The sequence below is a fragment of the Yersinia sp. 2541 StPb PI genome, assembly GCF_052217145.1.
In the GTDB taxonomy this organism is placed as follows: Bacteria; Pseudomonadota; Gammaproteobacteria; order Enterobacterales; family Enterobacteriaceae; genus Yersinia; species Yersinia enterocolitica_E.
On sequence record NZ_JAZGQB010000001.1, the window covers coordinates 894,543 to 918,984 of the forward strand.

Sequence of the window (24,442 nt, forward strand, 5' to 3'; positions counted from 1 at the left end):
GGAACTGAGATGTCAGAGCAAAAACCACAAGTCGCTGAGCAAGCGCAAGAACCAGAACTCAATAGTGAGTTACAAGCTCGTCGGGAAAAGCTGGCCTTGCTGCGGGAAAAGGGAATTGCGTTCCCTAATGATTTCCGTCGTGAGCACCTCTCTGACCAGCTACATGCTGAGTACGGCAGTAAAGAGAATGAAGAGTTAGAAGCGCTGAATATCGAAGTCACCGTGGCTGGCCGTATGATGACTCGCCGTATTATGGGTAAAGCATCATTCGTCACACTACAAGATGTCGGTGGCCGTATTCAGTTGTACGTTTCCCGCGATGATCTGCCGGAAGGCGTTTATAACGAAGAATTCAAAAAGTGGGATCTGGGCGATATTCTGGGTGCTCGTGGCAAGCTGTTTAAAACTAAAACCGGTGAGTTGTCTATCCACTGTAGCGAACTGCGCCTGTTGACTAAAGCGCTGCGTCCGCTGCCGGATAAATTCCACGGCTTGGCTGATCAGGAAACCCGTTACCGTCAGCGTTATTTGGATCTGATCGCTAACGATGAATCTCGCCATACTTTCAAAGTTCGTTCGCAGGTGATGTCTGGTATTCGTAGCTTCATGGTGGAAAAAGGCTTCATGGAAGTCGAAACCCCTATGATGCAAGTGATCCCAGGTGGTGCTTCAGCGCGTCCGTTTGTGACTCATCACAATGCGCTGGATATCGATATGTACTTGCGCATCGCGCCAGAACTGTATCTGAAACGCCTGGTTGTGGGTGGTTTTGAACGTGTATTCGAAATCAACCGTAACTTCCGTAATGAGGGCGTTTCCCCGCGTCATAACCCAGAGTTCACCATGATGGAACTCTATATGGCGTATGCGGATTACAAAGATCTGATCGTGCTGACTGAAGAGCTGTTCCGCACTCTGACTGAAACCGTATTGGGTAGCAGTGTGGTGCAGTATGGTGAGCAGACATTCGATTTCGGTAAGCCTTTTGCCAAACTGACCATGAAAGAAGCCATTTGCAAATATCGCCCTGAAACCAATGTGGCAGATTTGGACGATATGGACAAAGCTTTGGCTATCGCCGAGTCATTAGGCATTAAAGTTGAGAAGAGCTGGGGCCTGGGCCGCGTTCAATGCGAGATCTTCGAAGAGACCGCAGAAAGCCACCTGATTCAGCCTACTTTCATTACTGAATATCCAGCAGAGGTTTCTCCGCTGGCACGTCGTAATGATGATAATCCGTTTATCACTGACCGCTTTGAGTTCTTTATCGGTGGCCGTGAGATTGGTAACGGTTTCTCAGAGTTGAATGATGCTGAAGATCAGGCTCAGCGTTTTGCTGATCAGGTTAGTGCTAAAGAAGCTGGCGATGATGAAGCGATGTTCTACGATGAAGACTACGTCACCGCGCTGGAACATGGTTTGCCGCCAACTGCTGGTTTGGGCATCGGCATCGACCGTATGGTGATGTTGTTTACCAACAGCCACACCATCCGTGACGTTATCCTGTTCCCAGCGATGCGTCCGGTTAAATAAGTTTATTGTGGTAGCGGTAATCTATAAGGGTGCTACGGCACCCTTTTTACTAAGCAAAAACCGCCATAGTTATACTTGGTTTAATCTAATCGCTTAAAATACCGGCGCTTAGACCATATCTTCGCTTGCCCACGAGAAAGAACCGGTTATAATGCAAACCGCACACCGAAGCGGGTGTAGTTCAATGGTAGAACGAGAGCTTCCCAAGCTCTATACGAGGGTTCGATTCCCTTCACCCGCTCCAATCTAACGTCTTGCAGTATCTCCCGAAGTACATCAAACCCAGCCATAGCAAGGTTTAGGCCACTGTTGTTGTCTCTTGACGGCTATTGTTGCTCACGGGAATCCACATACAAACGTGTATCGTTATCTGTATAGAAATTCTCTACACTCTGGATTCTATACACATCATGTTTTATACACTCTGGATTCTATACACATGGCACTCACGGACCTTGAGATACGCTGTGCAAAACCCCAAGAGAAGCCCTACACCAAAGCGGATGGTAATGGATTGTCGCTGCTGGTGGAGCCAAATGGCTCGAAAGGTTGGCGCTTCAGATACCGTTTTGCTGGCAAACCTAAGATGCTTTCATTGGGCACTTATCCTGCTGTCTCGCTAACTGAGGCAAGGCGAAAAAGGGATGAGGCTAAAAAGCTGGTTATGGTGGGTATTAACCCCAGTGATTTAAGAAAAGAACAAAAGTTAGTGCAGCAAGGAGAGGGTAGTAATACCTTTGAAGCTATCACCCGAGAGTGGTATCAGCGGCGTTATGATAGATGGTCTGAATCCTATCGTTTAGAAATGATGAGCACGTTTGAAAGAGACGTTTTTCCATATATCGGTTACCGGCCAATCAAAGAAATTAAACCACTTGAGCTAATGGCCGTGCTGTCCAAGTTAGAAAAACGGGGTGCCACTGAGAAAATGCGTAAGGTTCGGCAGCGATGTGGTGAGGTTTGGAAATACGCCATCATCACAGGCCGAGCCGAATATAATCCCGCCCCTGACCTTGCCAGTGCTTTTGCTCCCCAAAAACGCGAACACTATCCACATCTTACGATTAATGAAATCCCTGAATTTCTTTCTAACCTTGCCAGTTATAGCGGCAGCATGTTGGTTAAATTAGCTATGCGGTTGCTGATCCTCACCGGTACCCGCCCGGGTGAATTGCGGCAGGCCGAATGGGCAGAGTTTGATTTTGATAATGCCTTATGGGAGATCTCCGCGGTGCGAATGAAGATGCGTCGGCCACATATGGTGCCGCTTCCGGATCAAGCCATTACGATACTAAAGCAGATTCAACCTATCAGCGGGCGCTATCAGTTTGTGTTCCCCGGCAGAATACAGCACAGCAAGCCTATCAGTGAGATGACACTCAATGTACTAATCCGACGTATCGGTTATGGCGGCAGGGCCACCGGCCACGGTTTTCGCCACACAATGAGCACTATTTTGCATGAGCAGGGTTTCAATACGGCCTGGATAGAAACACAATTGGCACACGTCGATAAAAACAGTATTCGCGGCACCTATAATCACGCTCAATATCTGGATGGTCGTAGAGAAATGCTGCAATGGTATGCCGACTATATGGATAGCCTGGAAAATGGTGAGAATGTAATTCATGGCAGATTTGGGAAACGGGCATAGGGGAGGGATATTTGCTATCTGGCTGAAATAGTTATCCAAACTTTTTAAAGGCATCTCACGATGCCTTTTTGCATTTAGGGGTTATTCGGCCTCGAGAGGCTCACTGATAGCTTGATGATATGTTTGATGTAGCAGGTCTATTTGCTGCCATAGGACGAGATTGAGTATTTCTTTTGCAGCGGGTTGATCAAGCACGACAACGGCGTAAATGAGCGCACGGCAATGATCAATGAGGTCTTCCACTTCGCGGGGCGAGTTATCGTACATGGCGCACCTCCGACCGGAGAGTGGCGGCCAGTGATGCTGGCGGGTGAAGAAAAGCGGTACGGCAAGGGGCTTTAGTCGTCGAATCCATGATGACAACCTCTCAGTTGATGGCTTTAAAATCACCACCAAGAGACGCTAACCTCAAGAGGGTGGTGAGCTGAACGAGGTTAGCGTAACCGGTCAACAGAGAACCCGGCGCATCTTTCGATGCCCCCGTCCAGCCCACCATTGCTTTTTCACAGGTGTAACTGTACCCGCACATAGTAACCGCCTGCGCGGTTGTGCGCTCTGTTTTGTCTCAGGCTGCTAAACCCAGCAACGGATTTTGCCGCTGTGGGGGCACTATATCCGGCCATTCTCTACTGTTCAATTAACCAGTGGTAAATTAGGACAAACATTTTTGTAGATGCGAGAGGGCCGCATTTGTGCGTGTAATATGTATTTAATGCATCGATATCAATTATTATTTGGATTCAAAAATCAGTTTTAAATAAGATTAAAATTAGTAAATAATTAGGTTTTTGTGTTGACCATACTTACATATAGCTTTACTATTTGACCATAACAGCGGATGTGATCACTTATAAAAGTGAGGAAACGATGGTCAAGGTTGACTGGTCGAGGAAAGCGGTTAAGCAGTTACTTTCAATAGATGTCAGATATCGAAAATCCATCAGTGAAAAAGTGAATAAACTGACAGATTTCCCTGCTGTTGATTTGGATATCAAAAAGTTACAGACCGGTGATAGCCAATATCGGATGCGAGTGGGAAATTACAGGATTATTTTTCAGATTATAGAGGGAACTCCTGTGATATGTACGATTCAGGAAGTTAAACGCCGAACCACAACAACCTATTAGGTTGGCTCAGTAGGTTTTCCCTCAAAGGCATGGCGTTATTTTTCTAAACTAAGGTGAATAAGATGGCAAAACTACAATACATTCATGATGAAACAGGAAAGCCTCAGTTTGTGGTTTTACCCATCGCCGAGTACCAGCAACTTATCTCTAATGCGAAGTACGAGGATATTCCCTATGTTGCTGATCACGATGATGATCAGACCATCCCGAATGAAGTTGTTCAAATCATGGTAAACGATGGTGTCAGTTTGCTGGCTGCATGGCGTATCTACCGTGGTTTTTCGCAATATGAAATAGCAGAACTACTTGGCACCACCCAATCCGCGGTATCTCAATGGGAAGCCGTAGATTCTCGCCCACAGAAGAAAACCAGAGAGAAATTAGCAGCAATTTATAAATGCCGGGCGGCACAGATGATTTTGTAAATGCTGTAATAAAAATGACTGGCTTCGTCACATCAATAACCATAACTTATTGATATTTATTAAATCATATGCAAAACAAACCTACTAGGTTATTTTCTTGCTATAAATAACCTAGTAGGTTATATTTATTGAGTAAAACTTGCTCAAGGATGGCAATGAAATGGAGAAACGGACTCCGCATACTCGTTTACTAAAAGTAAAAGAATTGGTATTGAAAGGGAATGTTAAATCGACTCGAACTGCCAGAGATGGCGCTGAAGAGCTGGGGCTGAGTTTTAGGGATATATGTGATGTAGTTTGCGAACTGACTAGCGCTGATTTTTATAAAAGTATGACGACACATCAAGATCATACGATTTGGCAGGATGTTTACCGCCCCATGCTTTCGTGCGGTAGAGTTTATTTGAAAATCACGGTTATCGATGATGTTTTGATTGTCTCGTTTAAGGAGTTTTAATGATGAAATGTCCAGTTTGTGGTGGTGCAGAATTAATCCACGAAGCGCGTGACGTCCCCTTTACCTATAAAGGGCGTAAGTTCATCGTCGAAGGCGTGATAGGACAGCATTGCCCGGCATGCGGTGAAACAATCATGACTGAAGCTGAGTCCGATACCTATGCAGCAAAAACAATGCTTTTGCGAAAAATGGTTAATACAGAATCGATTGCACCCGCATATATTGTGCAGGTGCGAAAAAAATTGGGTCTAAACCAGCGGGAAGCTAGTGAGATTTTTGGAGGTGGAGTGAATGCTTTTTCGCGTTACGAAAAGGGTAAGGCGTTGCCACATCCATCAACGATAAAATTGTTGCAAGTGCTTGATAAACACCCTGAGTTATTGAATGAAATCAGGTAGTTGTTTGGGGGGTAAGATACTTTTTAATGTGATTTTTGCGGCTTATGGGATAGGGATATAACGCAACATTCCTACTCCCCATCTTCTCCCCCCACCCCCACACTATTCACCCCCTTCACCAAGCAACAAGATCACCCCCACAACCCGCGCCCGCTCTGGCCTCAACCTCTCTGAATACTCCCCCTCAGACTCTTCAGCAACTGTTCAGGTGTTCAGTTTTTAATACCTGCCATCCACGAATTAATGAATGCCTCTGAATACTGACTGAACAGTTATTGGTAAACTATTCAGTCGGTTTTTATCTTTGTATTTCAATCAATTAAATATATTTCTGAACACTCTGAATAAGCCAGAGGTGAGAAATAATTAGTGGGGTGGCTCTTCCGGTTGCGGATGGTGGGGCAGTGCCAGAGCGGGGAGCCAGTCATTGGCGGTGTCGGATAAATCCATGTTGTAGCGGAAGCCTTTGTCTGTTCTGGCTTTTTTGTATTCTGCACCGAATTCTTTCATTACTTTGGGAAAGTCTTTGCCGAATTTGGTTAACGATAATGAACGCTGATGGCCGTAAGCCTCCATATAAGCCAGATAGGCGTGATACAGATAAATACGCGGAGCGCGCGGGGAAATTGCCAGCGTTCCCATATACATACCGACCGCTTCGCCCAGCTCGACAATGTGGGCGCAGAAGCCATAAAGCGGATCGGCATCCCGCTTAACCCCCATCGCCTCCCGTGAATCTCGCTGCTCAAGTAGCAACTTTCGCGCATTGTCCTGATCGGCGAATTCGGCCAGCAGGCAGCGGATCACCACCGGCAGTTCTGCCGCGATTTTCTCGCCGATCAGCGGACCTTTATCCGCCTCTTTCACTGGATGGTTGAACGCGAAAATCACCCGCCGTCGGGCAATACCGCCTTGCCGCTCAGTGAAACTCATCGGTTCGTTATTGGTCGCCAGCACCACGGCGGTTATTAAAGTGCTGAATTGTTTCTCATATTTGCCGTCGATTTCCACTAAATCTCCGCCAGTGATGGCCTTGATACCCGCCCCCTCACCGACATACTTCACCTGATCGGGCAACGTAATCAGGCTTTTGCCGACAAACTGCGCGCGCCCTCTGGCCTGATCAAGCGCCGCCATATTGCCGGAGGCGGTGTTCTGGCGGCCAGCCAGCAAGGTGGCGATGTGGGTGAATACCGATTTCCCGCTGCCGCCCTCGCCGGTGACCTCGAGGAATAATTGCCAGTCGAAGCGGTTAGACAGGATCATGAACAGCGCGGCTCTGATGCGGGCCATTTTGGGTAATTCGTCATTGGCCGCATGGGCCAGCCACTTGGCGAAATGGGGGGCGTGGCGTGCCAGATTTTCGTCTGGTCGCGGTTCGGTGAATATGATGTCGTTATGATGCTGCAACCAATCATTGGCGCAATGCGGCCGGAACTGTCTGGCTTTCAGGTCATAAACCCCATTCTGAAAGCCGATCAAGTGGCGCGACGGCTCGGCCATGATCGGGATTTGCAGCTTCATCGCTTCAATGGCATTGCGGATACCGGCCGGTGAATAAGGCGTGTCGTTGGCGTTGAAAATCATCACCAGTTCGCGCCGCAACACACCATCGGGCAGCTTATCCCAGCGCTCGCCATCATAGTGATAAACCGTTTCACTCTCGGTATGCACCGCAATCTGCCCGTAATGTTCGGCCAATAACTGCCCGCGCTGGCTGGCGGCCATTTGCGATAATGTCGGATATAACTCTTTATTTTCAGATGCTTGACTCTCCGGCGGCGGCTGATACAAACCATGATAGAAGCTGTTACGCGCCTGCCCGGTACCGGCTTGCTGGCGGTAATCATCCCAATCGGCTTTATACGGGGTCGGCGGCAGTGTCACCCAACCATCGACCACGCTGGCCACTTTTTCTGCGGCCAGTTGGCCGGTATTAGCAGCACCTTGCGGGTTCACATCATTATCAGCGGCAATGATGATTTTCGCGCGAGGCCAACGGGTGCGGCATGCCAGCGCCACCGGTAACAGATTACCGGCATCGATGGCGGCGATAACCGTATTAAATGGCTGTCGTTATCCGCACCAATTGGATCAACAACCTTCATCATCTCGAAGCGTTGAGTGTGAACAAAAGCGAATAGGTTGGCCACATAGCCTCCACCGTAGCCCCAGCTTTTGGCAAATGATATGCAGCGACTTAATGTGCGATCATTGTTCTCCGCATCTGCATATGAAGGATTAAGCCCTATGAAAAGTGTATACGGTTTTGATTCGTCCCAGACTCTCGATAATGAGTAACGATATTTACCACACGGTGAAAAAATCGCGTCTTTAATCATTCAATTATCCTCAGTGAATGAAGGTTTCAACCTAACATGTTCAAGTTCGACTTAAGCGCCAACAAACGACAGGTGACTAGTGGAGATCAGACAGCATTTCCAAAATATTCAATGGATAAACCGTTTCCTTGGTGTTTTTAAGTTCATCCTTAGTCCACCAATGATGCTGGTAAATAACACTTTTTTCATGTTGACTCCAACCTTCCTGAGTAATGCTCGTATCGGTAACCCTCACGACAAAAAAGCGTTCTTCTGCTTTAACGGTTTCACCCTTTGGAAGAAGCATTTCAAAAGTGCTGTTCCCGACCGCGCTACCTATGAAGTCCCGTTTTATTCCCGTTTCTTCGTAAAGCTCTCGAATAGCAGCCTGTTCGAAAGTTTCATGACCTTCAAGTCCACCGCCGGGAGTTGCCCAGTAAGAACTTCCTGCTAACGCGTCACTAGTATGTGTAAAGCGGAAAAGTAGCACGTCATTAGTGTTGTTGATGATCAGTAATCTTGCGGCTCGACGGGTTCGCATTAGTTCATATTCTTATTTGAAAGTTGAACACAAAAGAATAATCAACTTTGCCAAACTGTTCCAGTAATGCTACTCCCGGTTTCGCTGCCAATAAACGACCGTTTTCCGGCACCTTCCAATCGCTCGTTTTCACACTGTTGGAAAATTAGCCTTGGCTTTTCTGGCAGGCCATCCTATTTTCATCACCGTTTTCTGGCAGGGGCCGGATGAGGAGATATCGTCAATGCACGTTGCAGACATAAACCATGACATGCACCAAACGCCGCCGGGAGCCTCCCTGGCACGTTTTTAATTCCGGGTAATGAAAAGTCATGGTGTGGAGTTAAGGCTATCTCTGAGTTACCTGTAAATTATCAACCAGTTGCTGTCTGAACGCTTTACCAAATGGCCGGACATATCCAAGTTTAGGATCAATTTCAGCGCCAAACGACTCATACCGGTAAAACTCCCCTTCCATAGGTTTACCGCGCCAGTCAAAGCGCACATAGCCATCTGGTTGAGTCTGGTAACCAGTTTGTCGTGCAGAGATAAGGACGTCGTCGCAGTTTTTGAACGCTATACCTGAGAGGAGGTACCAAACCCAGGAGAACCACTTTACGCGCCCCACTTTCCCGGCAGCTTCCCTCATAGCTTGAGGTTGTTTTCCTTTGCCCATTTTCTTAACCTGCCGCAGGCGTTGGAGTAGGGGGAAGATGTATTGAAAGAAATCATTCTTCCCATGGTCCATTTGCCATACCAAGCTTTTCCATACAGGTCATCGTCAGATCGCTTATTGATCAATTCAACGATTTCGCTTTTAGCGTTCTGTAGTTGGCTGCTTAGCGAGCGTAAATCCAAATAGCTATAGTCGCGATAAAACCGTTGGGCGAGAAGACCCAGTTGGTTCCATTTATAACCCGTTTCCGGGAAATCAACAGGCTTTCCCTCTTCATCAAGCGTTATCCATTTGATAACTAAATTGTTCCAGCCAAGTAAGTAGGAGACAAGATTGCAAACGCTCATTACAGTGTCTTTCGCATGTCCTTCCATTGATTCATCTGATGCTGATTCGGGCGGAATTGATGCGAGATAACCTGACAATTTATTAAAGTTTTTGTCTATTGCTAATAGGAGTTCTAATTTGGTTTGTGGCACACCCATGAGAATTCCCTCCCTAGTTGTTGGGATATTCAGCGAGTTTGGCAACGGAGAGGGGCCTACGCGAGCACTTTCTGAAAAAGATGTGAGAGAAAACGCATTATTAATCTGATTCGATTGTATTTTTTCTTTTTAACTTATTGTTTTATTTTATAAACCTCTTCTCGGAATATGAAATTACGCTCGATACCGTGAGCACGTTAACGCAGATATCGCGATACTGAAAGGAGCGATTCTTTATGCTCCTCACTTCAAAACCAGCCAAAACACTAGGAACGATAAAACACCCGATACGTTCAGTTCTGTTGGTACTAACCTGTGACGAATCAGATCGCTTAAAGATCACATTCACTCGCTATTTACGGCTAGAAGGTGATTGTTTTTACGCTGAATAACCTACAAAAGAAGGAAGTGTGATTCTCTCTGATCTGTTTGTTTGCCGGCCGTTAAAAAGTAGTGAAACCAAAGTAATTAACTGTATTCTGTTCTTATGCCAAATATCTATCGGTATTCCCTATGTTGATAGCCTACTTAGATGCGTTAAATATTTTGAGCACGCCTGTTTGGGTCGTTTTACCCAAAAATCAGGAAATACTTTTTGCTAACAAGGAAGCCCGAACAATTGCAGGTGATAGCCCACTCCAGTTACTGCGCAATGGCCGGTTTTCAGCACATGCACAGCAGCATTTGGATGCATACCTGCCGGCTTTGGCAGAAGAAGATCAAATCGTTGAAATCTGGACTATTCAAACAGCAGGCAATAGCTTTCCCCTGAGTTGTCGGCTCTCTTTGACACAATTGGAACCGCACGGAGACGTTATTGTTTTCGAAGGGCTTTATATTGCAGGTGCGGAGGTTACTCGCCCCAATGTCGGTCGATTGTGCTCTAAACCCTACTGTCGCGACGAACGGGGTTTTTATGAGCAATTTTTCGACACCAACACCGCCCCGATGTTATTGATTGATCCATCGGACGATGGCCAAATTGTGGATGCTAATCAAGCAGCAACCCGTTTCTATGGTTATTCCCGGGATGAGATGTGTATGAAACATACTTGGGAAATTAATACCATGGGTAAGGATGTTTTGCCCGTAATGCGTGAAGTGGCCAAGCTACCTGGTGGGCACAAGCCTCTCAACTTCATCCATAAATTAGCCGATGGAAATACCCGTCACGTGCAAACTTACGCCGGCCCCGTTGAGTTGGATGGTATGCGGTTAATGCTTTGTATCATTCATGACATTACTGAACAAAAACGCCTTGAACAGGCATTAGAAGATGCGGCCTTACGGGATCCACTGACTGGCTTGGGGAATCGGCGGCAATTCTTTAATCTTGTTGAACATGCTAATGCGCAAAGCCAACGTTATGCACAAGGCTTCAGCTTGATGTTGGTTGATGCAGACCATTTCAAGCAAGTAAATGATTTGCACGGGCATCATAAGGGTGATGAAGTCTTGATATTACTGGCAAGAACCCTGGAATCTCGCATTCGTGAAAGTGACATGATTTTCCGCTGGGGAGGCGAAGAGTTTGCCATTCTGCTTCCTTCAACCAATTTAGCGGGCGCATTACAAGTGGCGGAGTCTATTCGTGAGGCTGTTCAGTTAGTCTGTCAACCCAATATGCCGCGACTCACTGTAAGCATTGGTGTAGCACAACATCAGGCTGGCGAAGATACTGATAGCTTATTCAAACGCATGGATGAGGCTCTTTACCGTGCAAAAGCGGCAGGGCGAAATAGGGTGCTGGCGGCATAGGCCGATAAGTGGGGGATTAGCTGACCTCTCTTTACCGATAACTAGCCGCTATACGAACACCATAGCCTGGTCGTAGCATTTATCTATTCCAGCGGCAAATGATCGAGTGGTTTTACCTCGCGCAGGACGAAGGTGGTTTGCATCTCTTTAATGCCCGATAATCGGCGGATAACTGACATGGCGAAAGTGGAGAAACTATCGAGGTCTTCCGCGACCACTTGCAGCAGGAAGTCAGCATCTCCAGCGACAGCATAGCAAGCGATAACCGGCGTTAACTCCCCTACCTGCATTTCAAATAGCTTGGCTTCTTCTTCACTGTGGCTGTCAATTTTCACCCGAATAAATGCCAAGATTCCCAAACCAATTTTTCGTCGATCGATATTGGCTTGATAACCGGTAATAATTCCGCTCTCTTCTAATTGCTTTACCCGCCGCCAGCAGGGGGAGGTTGCCATCCCGACTTTATCGGCCAGCTCCTGGTTCGTCATACGGCCAGCATGCTGTAACTGTTTCAGTATTTTAATATCTGCCGGTGTTATGAGTGATGATGGCATTTTCTACCTGATTGTTATTTTATTTGGGAATGTATTACCAATATTAGCTGAATTCAGGTGATAAAAGAAAGCACTTACCTGCCAGCGAGGGATATGATTATGAGCAAATATTATCGGTAAAAGGACAGTGGCTGTGGCAGAGCAAATGCGGATCGCGATTATGGTTAACCCTGAACTCCCTGTTGGTTTAATTGCCAATACCACCAGCGCGGTAGGGATTGGTTTAGCAGCAAAATTTCCGCAACTGGCGGGGACAATGTTGTCCGATTCAGGGGGGAAAGAAATTGATGTTAGCTCAAAATTACCGGTACCTATTTTACAGGCAAATGCTTCGCAGATGAGAGAGGTGTTGTTGAAAGCATTGGCGGCGACCAATGAACGGGCAATTGTGCCTTTCCCGGCATTTGCGCGTGCAATGCACAGCTTTCAGGATTATGCAGATACGTTCCCGCAACACTCTCTCTGTGATGAACAGCTCGATGGTTTGGGATTGGTCGGGCCAGAAAAATGGATTCGATCATTGACTGGCGCGTTAAAACTGCTGCGCTAGTCAGGTAGGTTATCAATGGAAAAGAAACGGGTTCTGGCATGGAACCCGTTTCTTTATTGGCTATCAGTGGGTTAAGTTAACTGGCTTAATTGCAATACGTTACCGGCGACACCATTGATATACAACTTGCGATATTCATTTGCGGGCAGGCTAACGGATAATTCACGCCACGCCGGTTGATAGCTGCCGGTGCGCGCAAAGGTGATATCAATACGGTGATTATCGGTAGTCACCTGCCAACTCAGCCACAATGCATGGCCCTGCTGCCAGCGGTGGCTTTCGCCATCATCTTCAAACAGCATTCCATTCGATCGCCCCGCGCCCTTGGTGGGGTAGAGTGCCAACTCGCGTTGTGAGTCCAACTTGGCATTAACAAAGGCGATGCGGCGTGACAGCGGCAGCGCTGCGCCGGCTCGTACCAATAGTGGCAAACGCTCCAGTGGCGCATCAAGGATGATCTTTTGCCCGCCGCCATACCATTGGCCGGTGTGGAAACAATACCAGCCGCCATTATTATCAGGCTGGCTATTATCAGGTAAGTACACTTCCCGCAGGCGTTGTCCGGCTTCTACCACACTGGCAACTAACAAGTCGCGACCCAGCATAAAGTCGTCATTTTCTGTAAACGTGCCACTATCGTGCTCATGATCGAGGAAAGTAGGGCGCAACATAGGCTCATCATCATGGGTGGCCTGCCACTGTAAGGTGTAAAAATAGGGCAGTAACCGATAACGCAGCGCCATAGCATCACGAATCATCGGCGTGGCAGCAGGGTACATCCAGGGCTCGTTTACCGTGTGGTCGTCATTCCATGAGTGAATAGTAAATCGTGGATGCATCACGCCATTTTGTACCCAGCGAATAAATAGCTCGGCTTCGGGTTTGTCACCCGAAAAACCACCGACGTCGTGGCCGAGGTTGTATAACCCTGACAGGCTCATCCCCAGCCCCATGCGGATGTTATAGCGCAGCGTTTGCCAACTGGTACGGTTGTCACCACTCCAGGTCTGGGCGTAGCGTTGCATACCGGCACAACCAGAGCGTGATATTAAATACGGGCGTATATCTGGTGCAAATGCTTGTTGAGCCTCCATTGAGGCACGCATCATCAGCAAAGGCATTACCGGTCTGATATGTTTGATAGCGATAGATTCACCGAATCCATTGCAGCGCGCTTCACCATCCCACACTTCATATTCATTATTATCATTCCAGGTAGAACCGATCCCCATCTCCAGCAGTTGTTTGGTCACATTCTCCTGCCACCAATCCACGGTTGCCGGATTGGTAAAATCAAGGTGGGAGCCTTCATCATCCCAGAATGAAGAGCGCTCTGGCAACCCGCTTTCGCCATCACGAATAAATAATCCGCGTTCGGCAACGTGCTGATATTGTGGGTGATCTTGTAATAGACACGGTTTAATATTGGCGGCTAACTTAATGCCCGCTTGCAGGAAAGCCTGACTCATCACCTTGGGCTGCGGCACTTTGTCGTAATTCCAGTTAAAAACATAACGCTTGTTGTTGATTGAGGTATAGCCCGATGAGAGCTGGAAAGAGTCGCAAGGAATATCATGCTGCTGACAGAGTGTAATGAATTTTTGCAATTGCACCTGTGCATCGGGAGCATCGGTGTAGTGCATGGTTGAACCGCTGTACCCAAGGCTCCATTTGGGGCCAAATTTGGTTTTGCCGGTCAGGCGGACAAATGCCTTGGTGACATCCAACACTTTCGGGCCGAGGAACATATAGTAATCGAGATCGCCAGCTTCAGCCTGATAGCGGCGATAGGCCAGATGGTAGTTATCAATCTCATTCCCTAAATCTAACCAGCAACTGCTTAAATTGTCATAAAAAAGACCAAAGCTGACATCATCACGGCGAGTGATGGTAAACGGGATATGCTTGTAGAGTGGGTCAGTACTGGCGGCGTTGTAACCCATAGCATCTAAATTGCGCATTTCAAAGCGGCGACCCGCACGGTTAAGATCACCGGCCTTTTCACCTAATCCGTAATATTGCTCATTGGGATATCGCCGCTGATAGTGAGCAATGGCTTCTCCATGGGGGCTGAGTAAATAAGCGCTGGTGGGCCGATCCGCCGCCAGTGGCTGCCACTCGCCGTGCTGATTTTTATATTCCCATGCCAGATATAGCGGTTGATAAATGGTCACCCGCAAACATTCAGTGGTGACTATCAACTGTTGTTCATGGTGTTCCAATTGATAACCTGGGATGGAGAAACCGTCCAGGCTAAGTCGGTCACGGCCAGACCATGGCACGTCGCCTTGTGGGGCAATGCTCCAGGTGCGGTTTAAGGCCAGCTCACCATTCTTTTTAATCAGCACACGGCAGAGGTTTGGCTCTAATATATACAGACAAAATATATGATGATCATCGACCAGTAATTCCAAATGGTCGGGATATTGATTTATTAACTGCCAGTTTTTTAATATTTTCATCACAGCTCATCTTTTTTCTGGCAACAGTACGGGTGCACCGTTGCCGGGTTAATAGCATCAGGCAACCGGTTGTGTTTTATTGCGGCGCTCAGCAAACAGGGCAACCAGGAACACAGCACCAATCAAATCGAAGAAACCCATAGCAATAAACAGCGGGTTAAAGCCAATGGTGTCGGATACGGCCCCAATCAATAAAGTAAACAGGAAGCTGGCAATCCAGGCGGAAGAGCCGCGCAGACCATTGACGGTGGCCACTTGGTTTTTATCAAAAGAATCAACTACTAACGCACTGAGCATGCAAGAGATAACCTGATGACCGAAGCCACCAATAGAGATTAAAGCAATAGCCAGATAAGGGTCTTTGGTGATGGCAACAAAGGCCAGTGAAACCATCATAAAGGCACCGGTTACGGAGCTGGCAACCACTGAGTTGATACGACTGCAACCGAACCATTTTTGGTAGAGTTTGGTTAAATAGCCACTGGCAACACTGCCGATATCTGCCGCCAGGAAGGGGAGCCAGGCGAACATGGCAATCTGTTTCAGGTCCATGCCCCGCTCGGTTGCCAAATAAAGTGGAACCCAGAAGCTAAATACTGCCCATGCTGGCTCGGCTAAAAATGCCGGGATAGCGATACCGTAAAATTTCTTATTCTTACTCAGAATAGCCAATGATTTAAGGAAAGGCAGTCGAGGGAGTACCGGTTCATTGTCTTGGTGAATCAGTTCAAACTCTTCCTTACTCAGGTTTGGATGGGTGTCAGGTGAATGATAAAAACGCCACCACAGCACAACCCAAACCATAGCCAAAGCACCGGAGAATAAGAATGCACCTTGCCAGCCGAAAGCCACATGAGCCAATACGATAATTGGTGGGGCTAACATCGCACCAATAGAGAACCCCACCCCCGCCCAGCCAGCAGCAATGGGGCGTTCCTTTTTCGGGAACCAGTCAGAAATCGCTTTGGCGTTTGCCGGTGTTGCCGCCGCTTCAGCACTACCCATAAAGAAGCGCAGCACCGCCAATTGAAACCAGGTACCAGCCCCTGCGTGCATCATGCATACCACCGCCCAGACACTGGCGCAGATCAGGAACCCCATTTTCAAGCCGATGACATCAATCAGCCAACCGCAGAGTGGCTGGAAGACGGTGTAAGCCAACTGAAAAGACGCCACAATCCACGAGTATTGTTCAGTGGTCATATTCAGGCTGGTTTTTAACTCAGGGGCCAGAATACCCAGAGAGTTACGGGTAATATAGTTAACGGTGACCCCGAGTAGAAATAGTGCCAGCATCCACCAGCGTAATGATTTTATTTTTCGCCGCTCGACAACTTTAGCGGATTGATTAATCTCAACACTCATCCCAGCCTCCTGATGTTAGTCGGCAGTAAATTAACCGGACCAACTTATTGTTTTGGTATGATCTATTCTCGGTTATTAAGATTACGCTGAGTTTTAATGTGACTCCGTTCACATTAAACTCGATTTAAAAAACTCAACTTATTGATAATATTTGTTTTTTGTATGTTTAATCAAAGTTAACCGGACTGATAAGTTTTTAAAATTGGTTTACCAAAACAAGGTAGCTAGCTTAAATTGGCTTTAATACGCATTTTTTTGAAAGGATTTTCATAAGCTGGGCAATATTTCAGCATTTATATTGAATAACGGCCTGAATAAGCTATTCACCGGCTATGAGAATTTTTTCATTTGCTAATTTGAGAGAGATCACAAAATGAATGGAAAGCTAAAAATACAAGAAATTGCTAATCAGACTGGCCTTTCAATTAGCACGGTATCGAGAGTATTAGCCGGTAAAGCCAATACCAGTGCGAAAGCAAAACAGCAGGTAATGGCGTATGCGCAGTCGCAGGGGATATTGCAGAATTTGTCCAGCGGGCGGTTGATGCTAAATAATATTATGGTATTTGCTCCTCATCGCGCCTTTGATGTACGTACCGATATTTTTTACTACAAAGTTATTCAGGGGATTATTGAGGCGGTCAGCCAACATGAAGTCATGATTCGCTACTGTGGATTATCCGAAACTCACTGTGATATTGGGTTATTTTTGGAAAAAATAACCCATCCTCAAACCGAAGCAGCAATCATTATTGGTATCGACGATCCACGCATTCATACATTAGCAGCTGGGGTGCATAAGCCGTCGGTGTTAATTAATTGCCGTGACAAAGAAATGTCATTGGATAGTGTGTCGCCAGACCACCAACTGATTGGTGAGTTTTCTGCCAACTACTTGATACAGCAAGGGCATCGGCGCATTCTGACCCTGCAATGTTTACGCCGCAACACAATGGAACTGCGCTTGGTGGGAATAAAAGAGGCTTTCGCCGATAACAATATGCGCTTTGATGATGGGCAGCATCTGATTACCACTCATGGCTTTGGCGCGGAAGAGGCTGAGCAAGCGTTAACCGCTTTTATCATAGGTTGTGAAGATAAGAGCCAACTGCCGACAGCCATTTTAGCCGGGGGGGACTATATGGCAGTTGGTGCGGTTAATGCATTGAATAAACTGAACATGAACGTGCCTGATAACGTATCCGTTATGAGTATGGATGGTTTTAATCTGGCAGAGATTCATGATGTTCCACTGACGGCGGTGCATGTTCCCCGAGATGAGTTGGGGGCTGAAGCTATACAGTTATTGCAACGACGCTTATTACGCCCAGATGCGCCCTTCAGTAATACCTTATTGCAGGGCAAATTAGTGGCTCGTGCTTCGGTCAAGCAGGTCAATCAGAAAAGAGTGATGTCTACGGCAAATAAGCCATTGGATCAGTTATATGATTTGTAATTATTAGTATGGAAAATCATCAATGTCTATCTCATAAAATAGCAATTACCGCTATAGTTTACAGTTAGCTTTGCACTGTTTACGGCGGGCAAAGAGAGAAATATGCATAAATGAGTTTTATATAAGTCAGATGGGGATATCTTATATCTTACCCGTCATCTTTCAGAATGCAGGTGGGTTGGCTGTTCCCGTTACTTGGCCCATTCATGGGCTTGCCTCTGGGCCGCTGCAAGCAGCGTTCAAATCTGCTCCCGACAGATTTGTCCCCCTAATCACTGAGTTGTCGTGAGTGAGCATGATCGGGATTAGTGAGCCTGATTAAGGCTCACCTGACGGGGCGAGTATCAACGTTGTTCAAATCGGTTCACCACCGATTTGTCTTTTTCTTGCCGCCTTCCTGCACCTTGAAATCTATTGGGTATAGCACATTGAATTTAAGGATATTACCGCATGGAATTTAAAGACTATTATGCCGTGATGGGAGTAGAACCAACCGCTTCCCTGAAAGATATTAAAACGGCCTATCGCAAGTTAGCGCGTAAATACCACCCGGATGTCAGCTCTGAACCCGATGCTGAAAGTAAGTTCAAAGAGGTCGCTGAGGCCTATGAGGTATTAAAAGATACTGAACGGCGCGCCGAATACGACGAGTTAAGGCTACACCGTAATGACCCGCGTTTTACACAGCAACAGGCTGCCTATAATTCAGGTAATCAACAATGGCACAGCAGTGCGGGTGCCGGTTCCCAAGATTTCTCAGACTTTTTTGAATCTTTCTTTGCCAACCGTGGTGCTTCCGCTCATCACACCTCTCAGCGATCACCTCGCGGTGTACGCGGCCAGGATCTTGAGATGGAGTTACCCATCTTTTTAGAAGAGACTTTAGCGGAACAGACGCGTTCTATTTCTTATAAAATACCGACAGTTGATGCTTCGGGGTATCCGGGAGCGGAGACCGCCAAAACGCTAAAAGTGAAAATTCCTGCGGGTGTGGGAGATGGCGAGCGTATTCGTCTTAAAGGGCAGGGTGCACCGGGTTTTGCCGGGGGAGCCAATGGCGATTTATTCCTGGTTATTCGTATTGCGCCGCATCCATTGTTTGATGTTGATGGTCAGAATTTGCAAATAGTGGTGCCGTTAGCCCCATGGGAAGCAGCATTAGGTGCCAATGTCGAGATGCCAACACTGACGGGCAAAATAACGTTAACGGTCCCGGCAGGTAGCCAAAGTGGTCAGAAATTGCGTATCAAAGGCAAGGGGCTAGTCAGCAAAAAAGGCACCGGCGATCTGTACGCGATCCTCAAGGTAGTGATGCCGCCAAAACCGGACGAGAAAATGCGAGCGCTCTGGCAACAACTGTCAGATCAGGCATCGTTTAATCCTCGCACCGGGTGGGAGTAACAGATTATGGCTGAAATAGAAATCACCTATACCGTGACTGAATTATGTCAGTCAACAGGAATAATGCAGGATGAACTGGTCGAGGTGGTCGGGTTGGGTGTGATTGTGCCACTTGAGCCTGCTGACAGCGTCTGGATTTTTGACGCTGATGCACTGAGTTGCCTTCAACGCGCCCAGCGGCTACAAAATGAGTTGGATCTGGACTGGTCTGGTGTAGCAATGACCCTAACATTGCTGGAAAGGGTTGAGCAGCTAAAGAAAGAAAATGACCAACTGCGCAGGCAGCTCGATCGTTTCTTGCAGATATCTTAATGCGATAGCACGGGTTGTGCCCATTTCGGCCAACCCGTATTTTGCTCTTTCTATCTCAGATATTATCCGATGGATAGCACCGAGCGGATATCGCTGTTTTTATTGATATCCCAGATTGCCGTGACATCATCCAGTGAATGAAGCTGGGTCTCAATAGCGAGCTTTTGTTGTGCCGCCAGAACGAAAATATCTGAAACAATTTGTTTTAATTCAGGGATCGCTGGGAAATTACCTGTACCACTACCCAGTATGTGCAAATTTGCGCTGCGTAACACCGCGGCGGGGAGTTGTAGTGTTGGAGATGCCATGGAACCAACATTGACTAAACGTATGCCTTGATCAGAGCCACCAGCATGAGAGGCAAGGTCATGATGGGTCAGTGCGGCGAAGAGAGCCTCGGTAGCAGGCCCCCAGATATAATCCACAATCACGTTATACCCAGCGGGACCCGCCGCTTGAGTAAATGCCTGCGTCAATTCCGCACCCTGCAATGTCAGGTCTACTGTGGCATCGGCCCCCAGTGTTGCCAATACATCCTGACGCCTCCCGGCGGCGATGACTCTGCCCGCCCCTAAATGACGTGCTGCTGCGATGGCCAGTTTGCCTGAGGTGCCCGTCGCACCAAGGATAAGCACGGATTCACCCGGTTGGATCTTGGCCCGCCAGGAAAGCGGTAACCAGGCAGCCAATGCCGGGTTAATCAAGGCTGCCGCAGTCGCATTGTCAACTTCTGGCGGAACCGGAACATACCAGGATGCTACTGTGCGTTCGGCCATGGCACCAAAAGGTTGGCGAAATGAAGCAAAATAAACACGTGAACCATCAGGTAAATGCCCGATACCATCAGTACCAGGAACGATAGGTAATGTTTTCGGGCTGGAATAATGGGTGCCTTTAACGATACCGCGATCAAGTTGTTTGATACCAGCAACCGCAACATTTATCACCGTTTCACCGTGCAGCGGTGTTGGCTCCACAAACTGCCCCACAACCGGCGCTTCACCCAATGCCTCTACTATTGCAGCCTTCATCGTGTCACCTCACATTAGTGTGCTATTTAGCAATAGTCACCAATCTGCACCCAATTTATTATGAAGACAATATGCCCAGTAAGTGACTAATTTTCTTGTTAGATAAGGTATTTAAAGGCTGCTGACGCCTCCATCTACCCGTAATTCTGTTCCGACGATAAAACTGGATTCATCTGAGGCGAGAAAGACCGCAGCATGGGCAATCTCACTAGATGTTCCCATTCTCTTAATCGGTACCAGTTGGCGGATTTGTTCAGCAAGGTGCTCTTGTTCACTGCCGGATAATCCCAGTTTTTGCAGTGCCGGCGTCTGTGTCGGCCCAGGACTCAAGCCATTGACCCGGATTCCTCTGTCTGCCCACTCGCCTGACAAGGTTCGCGCAAGAGAGAGTAACCCCGCCTTGCTGGCGGCATAAACGTTGCTTTGCGGTAAACCGATATGAACACTGGCGGAGCCACAAAGAATCACCGAGGCAGGGTTAGCCAGCAGTGGCAACAGTGCTTGTAACAGGAAGAAAGGGCCTTTCAGATTAGTTGATAATACTCGCTCAAAACTTTCTTCATCCCACTCTTCTATCGAACGATGAGTAACATCGCCTGCGTTGATATAGACGATATCGAGACGTGGCCAAACCAGGGTAAGTTTTGTCGCTAGCTGATATTGATCGGCAATATTACTGGCATCACTATTTAGCAGCAAAACTTGGTCGCCAAGCTCTTCATATGCGGCCTGCAAGGCTGCGCTATTTCTACCCGTGATTGCTACGGTTGCACCTTCAGCCAGAAATTGACGAGCAGTTTCCAGCCCGATGCCACTGGTTCCTCCTGTAATTAGTGCATATTTATCATTTAAACGATTCATGGTGAGTCTTCTCATTAATAACAATGGAAGACCATTTTTAATACAAAAGTATCTAAAGTATAGTAGGTACCAATTGGATACTAATGATGCAACAGGAAAGCAATGACAACCTATCAGCCGCTGACAGCAAAAAATAAATTAGAGCCGGGCAATTCGATTGTGGAAGAAAAGTGTCCGATGGTGCAATTTGTCGAACTTATCGCGGGGAAGTGGGCTATCCCAATTCTTTATCGTTTGATCGTCACTGCGGCTCCTATCCGATTTGGTGAGTTGCAGCGGGCAATTGCGCCTATCACCCAAAAAGAGCTTACCCGGCAATTACGTGCTTTTGAACAACGCGGTTTGGTCTATCGCAAGATCTATGCCGAAGTTCCCCCACGTGTTGAATATGAAATTACGTCATTGGGCAAAACATTACAGCCAACATTGGATTCGTTGGCCCAATGGATGAGAGACCATCATCAAGCCCTCAAGGGCAAGGAGTGACTAGGATTATTGTCGTGCCAAGAAGATCCTATTTTTTCTCAATTCCGCTATTGGCAGTCGCGTAATGCAAGTTGTATGTACTACATTTAAAAGACTGCTCACTAATTCGGCAGTAACAAAAATGGCAACAATAGTTTCAAGGAGAGAGTATGAGTAAAATACCAAGTTGTTGTTCAGAAGATAACCACCCGAATAGCCGACGGAATGTACTAAAAGCTGCATTGGGTATCACTGCTGCGAGCGTCATCGGTGGGATTGGTTTGGGGCTACCCCAAATATCATATGCAGCGGCTATGACCAGAGAAGAACGTGATAAGTTAACGCCAGATCAAATAGTTGAGAGTTTAAAACAGGGCAATAAGCGGTTTGTTTCTGGTAAAATGCAACAACATGATTATCTTGCACAAAAACGCAGTAGTGCAGAAGGGCAGTTCCCTACCACTGTCATTTTGAGTTGTATTGATTCCCGCGCACCAGCAGAGATAGTGCTGGATACGGGGATCGGTGAAACCTTTAATGCCAGAATTGCCGGTAACATCTCTAATGATGATTTATTAGGTAGCCTGGAATTTGCTTGTGCTGCTGCGGGAGCTAAAGTCATCCTGGTTATGGGGCACACGGCTTGTGGTGCAATCAAGGGAGCTATTGATAACGTTGAACTTGGCAACCTGACTGGTCTGCTTAATAAGATTAAGCCAGCAATTGAGTCGACGCAATTTGATGGAGAGAAAAGCAGTAAAAATGAAAAATACGTCGATGCTGTAGCGAAGAATAATGTCAAACACACCATAGATGAGATACGTAAAAATAGCGAAATAATTAGAAACTTAGAAAAAGAAGGGAAAGTAAAAATAGTAGGTAGCATGTACAACTTAAATGGTGGTGTGGTCGAGTTCATTATGTAATATGTTTGCTTTAATTCTATCCCATTCCCCTTGATAAACGTCAAGGGGAATAATAATTACTTCTGATAGGGTATTAAATTAGATATCCTGTTATTTTTTTTATTACACACACCTGCTTGGCTAAGAATAGTATTTATGCTTATATAAATGAGACGGTGTTATAATCAACGGCTGATAGCAGAGTGTCTAGTAAAGATTATTTTTTAAATTGAATCGCGGGTACATAAAATAAGTATATGAATATTTGTAAAGGCAAAGCATATAATTGTTATAATTTTGTTTTTAAGTAAATAACTTGCTTTCATATTGTTAAATGGTATTTATCTCTTGAAGTTTTTCGCCTTTATTGTATTTTAACCTCTGTGGTTGCATGTTTCTTTTGGGATGAATAAAACAAGTTTCAAACATTTTCAATAAGAATGATACCATCATGATGCTGTATTATCTTATTACTATGAATAATGCATTTTCATGACTAATGGTTTTTGTCTAATTATTGACTTGATCAATTATTATCTGGTGACTTTATTCGTTAAGAATTATATATATGTATTAAATTATCGTTTAATATAAAATATAATTATAATATATAATTTAATTTGTTTTATTCATTAAACAAAAGTAATAATAATCACTTGTTTTCTTATCACATCAATGTTGTATGTGATTGGTCTTTATTAACCGAGTGAATGTATTTGAGGGGTTATTTATGTATGTCGATACAGTCTCTGTTGTCTCTGGCAGTAAATTTATTGATGTCAATGGGAAAGGAGTGATTGATTATGAAAAAGAGATATCACTGGATTGCTGTATGAACAAGATTCATTTTCATACTAAAAAGCTAACAATTGATATTAATGAAAAACAAAAGAGATTGGTAATGTGTTTATTTAGTGATGTCAACCGTAAGCAAGATATCATAAAAGTAGTATGGTATGAAAATCATAAAAGTATTTCAGATAATAATTATCATCAATTAATACATAAGTTTAGAGCACATTTAAAAAGTGCAGGGATACCTGATGGCATTGTTAAAACCATAAACAGATACGGTCTTAGATTAGATGCAGGGATATTAAAAAATATGGTATCAAACAAAATGAATGATAGGTTTATTGGCTACTAAAATAGACTTGTCACATCTGTGTTTTCCTCATTATAAATGAGAGGTTAGGGTGTTATCATTTTTTAAGAAGATAGTTATAACACCCAGCCAAACTCTGTTTAGTAATAAAATAAATTTGCTAGATGTGCTCTTAATCTTACTTATTTTATATTGCCTCGGAATGCTTATTAATGCAGTGTCAAGTCAAAATGAAATGCCAGTTCCAATATTATATAAAGGTTACAATGGTGAGAATGATAAGGTAAAAAATAAAGAAATAATGATAAAAGAGATCAAAAGGTTAAAGTTATTTAGCAAGGGCATTAAAGATAACATACAAAAAAACAATGTTACTAACGATATAGCTAATGCTCCTTTGTATATGGGGAGGCTGAAACTGGTTGGTATACTCGAACATGCAGACGAGTCAAAATCTATCGCCATAATAGACTCTGGCGTGGCACAAGAAACCTACTTTACTCATGATAGAGTAGCCGGTACTAATAGTGTTATTATTGTAAAAATACTTAAGGATAAAGTAATTATTAGTGATGATGAGGTTTATTATTCACTGGTTATATTGGAGTGAGTACGCCCTG

The 24,442-nt window shown here is 45.8% G+C and carries 25 protein-coding genes, 1 tRNA gene and 2 pseudogenes; 16 read left to right on the top strand and 12 right to left on the bottom strand.

All coding sequences use genetic code 11. The features are described 5' to 3' along the window. Positions 1 to 9 precede the first annotated feature (9 nt). The 3 genes from lysS (at position 10) to V1953_RS03830 (ending at position 3,187) form a co-directional block, all read left to right on the top strand. Positions 10 to 1,533, top strand: coding sequence for a lysine--tRNA ligase (gene lysS, locus V1953_RS03820; RefSeq protein WP_083162773.1), 1,524 nt, complete (start codon positions 10 to 12; stop codon positions 1,531 to 1,533). A 170-nt stretch (positions 1,534 to 1,703) separates the two neighbouring features. After that, positions 1,704 to 1,777: transfer RNA gene (locus tag V1953_RS03825), tRNA-Gly, on the top strand. Between the two features lie 195 nt (positions 1,778 to 1,972). After that, positions 1,973 to 3,187: a tyrosine-type recombinase/integrase gene (locus V1953_RS03830; protein ID WP_442850671.1), complete on the top strand. Its 1,215-nt coding sequence runs from the start codon at positions 1,973 to 1,975 to the stop codon at positions 3,185 to 3,187. A gap of 81 nt (positions 3,188 to 3,268) precedes the next feature. On the opposite strand, the gene V1953_RS03835 is transcribed toward V1953_RS03830, so the two are convergent. Then, the gene (locus V1953_RS03835; RefSeq protein WP_186374462.1) at positions 3,269 to 3,454 is read right to left on the bottom strand and encodes a hypothetical protein; all 186 of its coding nucleotides are present in this window, start codon (positions 3,452 to 3,454) and stop codon (positions 3,269 to 3,271) included. Positions 3,455 to 3,554: 100 nt separating this feature from the next. After that, positions 3,555 to 3,716, bottom strand: a complete 162-nt coding sequence (locus V1953_RS03840; RefSeq protein ID WP_005174987.1) for an ash family protein — start codon at positions 3,714 to 3,716, stop codon at positions 3,555 to 3,557. A 338-nt stretch (positions 3,717 to 4,054) separates the two neighbouring features. Between V1953_RS03840 and V1953_RS03845 the strand changes: the two genes are divergently transcribed. From V1953_RS03845 to V1953_RS03860, 4 genes are all read left to right on the top strand, one after another. Continuing rightward, positions 4,055 to 4,315 (top strand): type II toxin-antitoxin system RelE family toxin, encoded by a 261-nt coding sequence (locus V1953_RS03845; protein ID WP_005166028.1) that lies wholly within the window; start codon positions 4,055 to 4,057, stop codon positions 4,313 to 4,315. A 62-nt stretch (positions 4,316 to 4,377) separates the two neighbouring features. Continuing rightward, positions 4,378 to 4,740, top strand: a complete 363-nt coding sequence (locus V1953_RS03850) for a helix-turn-helix domain-containing protein (RefSeq protein ID WP_020283553.1) — start codon at positions 4,378 to 4,380, stop codon at positions 4,738 to 4,740. Between the two features lie 160 nt (positions 4,741 to 4,900). Next, complete coding sequence (locus V1953_RS03855; RefSeq protein ID WP_049562361.1) at positions 4,901 to 5,197, top strand: type II toxin-antitoxin system MqsR family toxin; 297 nt, start codon at positions 4,901 to 4,903, stop codon at positions 5,195 to 5,197. Continuing rightward, on the top strand, positions 5,197 to 5,595 hold the full coding sequence (locus V1953_RS03860; protein WP_049562359.1) for a type II toxin-antitoxin system MqsA family antitoxin: 399 nt from the start codon (positions 5,197 to 5,199) through the stop codon (positions 5,593 to 5,595). The genes V1953_RS03855 and V1953_RS03860 overlap by 1 nt, the downstream gene beginning before the upstream one ends. 366 nt (positions 5,596 to 5,961) lie before the next feature. Here V1953_RS03860 and V1953_RS03865 read toward each other — a convergent pair. The 5 genes and pseudogenes from V1953_RS03865 to V1953_RS03885 all read right to left on the bottom strand — a co-directional run. Next, positions 5,962 to 7,665, bottom strand: a pseudogene (locus tag V1953_RS03865) (primase-like DNA-binding domain-containing protein); the annotation flags it as partial. After that, positions 7,650 to 7,937 (bottom strand): annotated as a pseudogene (locus V1953_RS03870) (DUF1643 domain-containing protein); the annotation flags it as partial. The pseudogenes V1953_RS03865 and V1953_RS03870, both read right to left, overlap by 16 nt. A 76-nt stretch (positions 7,938 to 8,013) precedes the next feature. Beyond that, positions 8,014 to 8,457, bottom strand: coding sequence for an NUDIX hydrolase (locus tag V1953_RS03875; protein ID WP_442850672.1), 444 nt, complete (start codon positions 8,455 to 8,457; stop codon positions 8,014 to 8,016). Between the two features lie 328 nt (positions 8,458 to 8,785). Next, positions 8,786 to 9,112, bottom strand: a complete 327-nt coding sequence (locus V1953_RS03880; protein WP_442820551.1) for a hypothetical protein — start codon at positions 9,110 to 9,112, stop codon at positions 8,786 to 8,788. Next, positions 9,082 to 9,597, bottom strand: a complete 516-nt coding sequence (locus V1953_RS03885) for a ClbS/DfsB family four-helix bundle protein (RefSeq protein WP_442820552.1) — start codon at positions 9,595 to 9,597, stop codon at positions 9,082 to 9,084. Before V1953_RS03885 ends, V1953_RS03880 begins: the two co-directional genes overlap by 31 nt. A 513-nt stretch (positions 9,598 to 10,110) precedes the next feature. Here V1953_RS03885 and V1953_RS03890 point away from each other — a divergent pair. Further along, positions 10,111 to 11,355 carry a sensor domain-containing diguanylate cyclase gene (locus V1953_RS03890; RefSeq protein WP_083162777.1) on the top strand — a complete coding sequence of 415 codons (1,245 nt, stop codon included), beginning with the start codon at positions 10,111 to 10,113 and terminating at the stop codon, positions 11,353 to 11,355. An 83-nt stretch (positions 11,356 to 11,438) separates the two neighbouring features. On the opposite strand, the gene V1953_RS03895 is transcribed toward V1953_RS03890, so the two are convergent. After that, positions 11,439 to 11,909 (bottom strand): Lrp/AsnC family transcriptional regulator, encoded by a 471-nt coding sequence (locus V1953_RS03895; protein ID WP_083162779.1) that lies wholly within the window; start codon positions 11,907 to 11,909, stop codon positions 11,439 to 11,441. 127 nt (positions 11,910 to 12,036) lie between these two features. On the opposite strand from V1953_RS03895, the gene V1953_RS03900 reads away from it, so the two are divergent. Next, positions 12,037 to 12,459: a DUF2000 family protein gene (locus V1953_RS03900; RefSeq protein WP_442850673.1), complete on the top strand. Its 423-nt coding sequence runs from the start codon at positions 12,037 to 12,039 to the stop codon at positions 12,457 to 12,459. 71 nt (positions 12,460 to 12,530) lie between these two features. On the opposite strand, the gene V1953_RS03905 is transcribed toward V1953_RS03900, so the two are convergent. Both V1953_RS03905 and V1953_RS03910 read right to left on the bottom strand, forming a co-directional pair. Beyond that, positions 12,531 to 14,921, bottom strand: coding sequence for a TIM-barrel domain-containing protein (locus V1953_RS03905; protein ID WP_442850674.1), 2,391 nt, complete (start codon positions 14,919 to 14,921; stop codon positions 12,531 to 12,533). 57 nt (positions 14,922 to 14,978) lie between these two features. Next, on the bottom strand, positions 14,979 to 16,286 hold the full coding sequence (locus tag V1953_RS03910; RefSeq protein WP_083162785.1) for an MFS transporter: 1,308 nt from the start codon (positions 16,284 to 16,286) through the stop codon (positions 14,979 to 14,981). Positions 16,287 to 16,659: 373 nt separating this feature from the next. Here V1953_RS03910 and V1953_RS03915 point away from each other — a divergent pair, with 373 nt between their 5' ends. The 3 genes from V1953_RS03915 (at position 16,660) to cbpM (ending at position 19,455) form a co-directional block, all read left to right on the top strand. Beyond that, positions 16,660 to 17,742 carry a LacI family DNA-binding transcriptional regulator gene (locus V1953_RS03915; RefSeq protein WP_102970537.1) on the top strand — a complete coding sequence of 361 codons (1,083 nt, stop codon included), beginning with the start codon at positions 16,660 to 16,662 and terminating at the stop codon, positions 17,740 to 17,742. A 450-nt stretch (positions 17,743 to 18,192) separates the two neighbouring features. Then, complete coding sequence (gene cbpA / locus V1953_RS03920) at positions 18,193 to 19,143, top strand: curved DNA-binding protein (RefSeq protein ID WP_083162787.1); 951 nt, start codon at positions 18,193 to 18,195, stop codon at positions 19,141 to 19,143. A 6-nt stretch (positions 19,144 to 19,149) separates the two neighbouring features. Beyond that, the gene (gene cbpM, locus V1953_RS03925; RefSeq protein WP_083162789.1) at positions 19,150 to 19,455 is read left to right on the top strand and encodes a chaperone modulator CbpM; all 306 of its coding nucleotides are present in this window, start codon (positions 19,150 to 19,152) and stop codon (positions 19,453 to 19,455) included. Positions 19,456 to 19,517: 62 nt separating this feature from the next. Here cbpM and V1953_RS03930 read toward each other — a convergent pair whose 3' ends face one another. After that, the gene (locus V1953_RS03930) at positions 19,518 to 20,486 is read right to left on the bottom strand and encodes a quinone oxidoreductase family protein (RefSeq protein ID WP_420072887.1); all 969 of its coding nucleotides are present in this window, start codon (positions 20,484 to 20,486) and stop codon (positions 19,518 to 19,520) included. Positions 20,487 to 20,597: 111 nt separating this feature from the next. After that, entirely contained in the window at positions 20,598 to 21,347 is a 750-nt protein-coding gene (locus V1953_RS03935; protein ID WP_083162793.1) for an SDR family oxidoreductase, read from the bottom strand. 102 nt (positions 21,348 to 21,449) lie between these two features. Between V1953_RS03935 and V1953_RS03940 the strand changes: the two genes are divergently transcribed. The 4 genes from V1953_RS03940 to V1953_RS03955 all read left to right on the top strand — a co-directional run bounded on the left by V1953_RS03940 (position 21,450) and on the right by V1953_RS03955 (position 24,432). Then, positions 21,450 to 21,833, top strand: coding sequence for a winged helix-turn-helix transcriptional regulator (locus V1953_RS03940; RefSeq protein WP_083162795.1), 384 nt, complete (start codon positions 21,450 to 21,452; stop codon positions 21,831 to 21,833). Positions 21,834 to 21,982: 149 nt separating this feature from the next. Beyond that, the gene (locus tag V1953_RS03945; protein WP_083162797.1) at positions 21,983 to 22,738 is read left to right on the top strand and encodes a carbonic anhydrase; all 756 of its coding nucleotides are present in this window, start codon (positions 21,983 to 21,985) and stop codon (positions 22,736 to 22,738) included. A 709-nt stretch (positions 22,739 to 23,447) separates the two neighbouring features. After that, a complete protein-coding gene (locus tag V1953_RS03950; RefSeq protein WP_083162799.1) occupies positions 23,448 to 23,864 on the top strand; it encodes a winged helix-turn-helix domain-containing protein in 417 nt (138 codons plus the stop codon). Between the two features lie 49 nt (positions 23,865 to 23,913). Then, a complete protein-coding gene (locus V1953_RS03955; RefSeq protein ID WP_083162801.1) occupies positions 23,914 to 24,432 on the top strand; it encodes a type II secretion system protein N in 519 nt (172 codons plus the stop codon). The last annotated feature ends 10 nt before the right edge of the window (positions 24,433 to 24,442 follow it).

Bases quoted from the DNA above. Each gene is read 5' to 3' on its own strand.
- V1953_RS03910 (WP_083162785.1), bottom strand. From the start codon at position 16,286: ATGAGTGTTGAGATTAATCAATCCGCTAAAGTTGTCGAGCGGCGAAAA.
- V1953_RS03850 (WP_020283553.1), top strand. From the start codon at position 4,378: ATGGCAAAACTACAATACATTCATGATGAAACAGGAAAGCCTCAGTTT.
- V1953_RS03940 (WP_083162795.1), top strand. From the start codon at position 21,450: ATGACAACCTATCAGCCGCTGACAGCAAAAAATAAATTAGAGCCGGGC.
- V1953_RS03855 (WP_049562361.1), top strand. From the start codon at position 4,901: ATGGAGAAACGGACTCCGCATACTCGTTTACTAAAAGTAAAAGAATTG.
- V1953_RS03935 (WP_083162793.1), bottom strand. From the start codon at position 21,347: ATGAATCGTTTAAATGATAAATATGCACTAATTACAGGAGGAACCAGT.
- cbpA (WP_083162787.1), top strand. From the start codon at position 18,193: ATGGAATTTAAAGACTATTATGCCGTGATGGGAGTAGAACCAACCGCT.
- V1953_RS03885 (WP_442820552.1), bottom strand. From the start codon at position 9,597: ATGGGTGTGCCACAAACCAAATTAGAACTCCTATTAGCAATAGACAAA.
- V1953_RS03880 (WP_442820551.1), bottom strand. From the start codon at position 9,112: ATGGGCAAAGGAAAACAACCTCAAGCTATGAGGGAAGCTGCCGGGAAA.
- V1953_RS03945 (WP_083162797.1), top strand. From the start codon at position 21,983: ATGAGTAAAATACCAAGTTGTTGTTCAGAAGATAACCACCCGAATAGC.
- V1953_RS03915 (WP_102970537.1), top strand. From the start codon at position 16,660: ATGAATGGAAAGCTAAAAATACAAGAAATTGCTAATCAGACTGGCCTT.
- V1953_RS03895 (WP_083162779.1), bottom strand. From the start codon at position 11,909: ATGCCATCATCACTCATAACACCGGCAGATATTAAAATACTGAAACAG.
- V1953_RS03875 (WP_442850672.1), bottom strand. From the start codon at position 8,457: ATGCGAACCCGTCGAGCCGCAAGATTACTGATCATCAACAACACTAAT.
- lysS (WP_083162773.1), top strand. From the start codon at position 10: ATGTCAGAGCAAAAACCACAAGTCGCTGAGCAAGCGCAAGAACCAGAA.
- V1953_RS03890 (WP_083162777.1), top strand. From the start codon at position 10,111: ATGTTGATAGCCTACTTAGATGCGTTAAATATTTTGAGCACGCCTGTT.
- V1953_RS03950 (WP_083162799.1), top strand. From the start codon at position 23,448: ATGTATGTCGATACAGTCTCTGTTGTCTCTGGCAGTAAATTTATTGAT.
- V1953_RS03835 (WP_186374462.1), bottom strand. From the start codon at position 3,454: ATGTACGATAACTCGCCCCGCGAAGTGGAAGACCTCATTGATCATTGC.
- V1953_RS03930 (WP_420072887.1), bottom strand. From the start codon at position 20,486: ATGAAGGCTGCAATAGTAGAGGCATTGGGTGAAGCGCCGGTTGTGGGG.
- cbpM (WP_083162789.1), top strand. From the start codon at position 19,150: ATGGCTGAAATAGAAATCACCTATACCGTGACTGAATTATGTCAGTCA.
- V1953_RS03905 (WP_442850674.1), bottom strand. From the start codon at position 14,921: ATGAAAATATTAAAAAACTGGCAGTTAATAAATCAATATCCCGACCAT.
- V1953_RS03830 (WP_442850671.1), top strand. From the start codon at position 1,973: ATGGCACTCACGGACCTTGAGATACGCTGTGCAAAACCCCAAGAGAAG.
- V1953_RS03840 (WP_005174987.1), bottom strand. From the start codon at position 3,716: ATGTGCGGGTACAGTTACACCTGTGAAAAAGCAATGGTGGGCTGGACG.
- V1953_RS03860 (WP_049562359.1), top strand. From the start codon at position 5,197: ATGATGAAATGTCCAGTTTGTGGTGGTGCAGAATTAATCCACGAAGCG.
- V1953_RS03845 (WP_005166028.1), top strand. From the start codon at position 4,055: ATGGTCAAGGTTGACTGGTCGAGGAAAGCGGTTAAGCAGTTACTTTCA.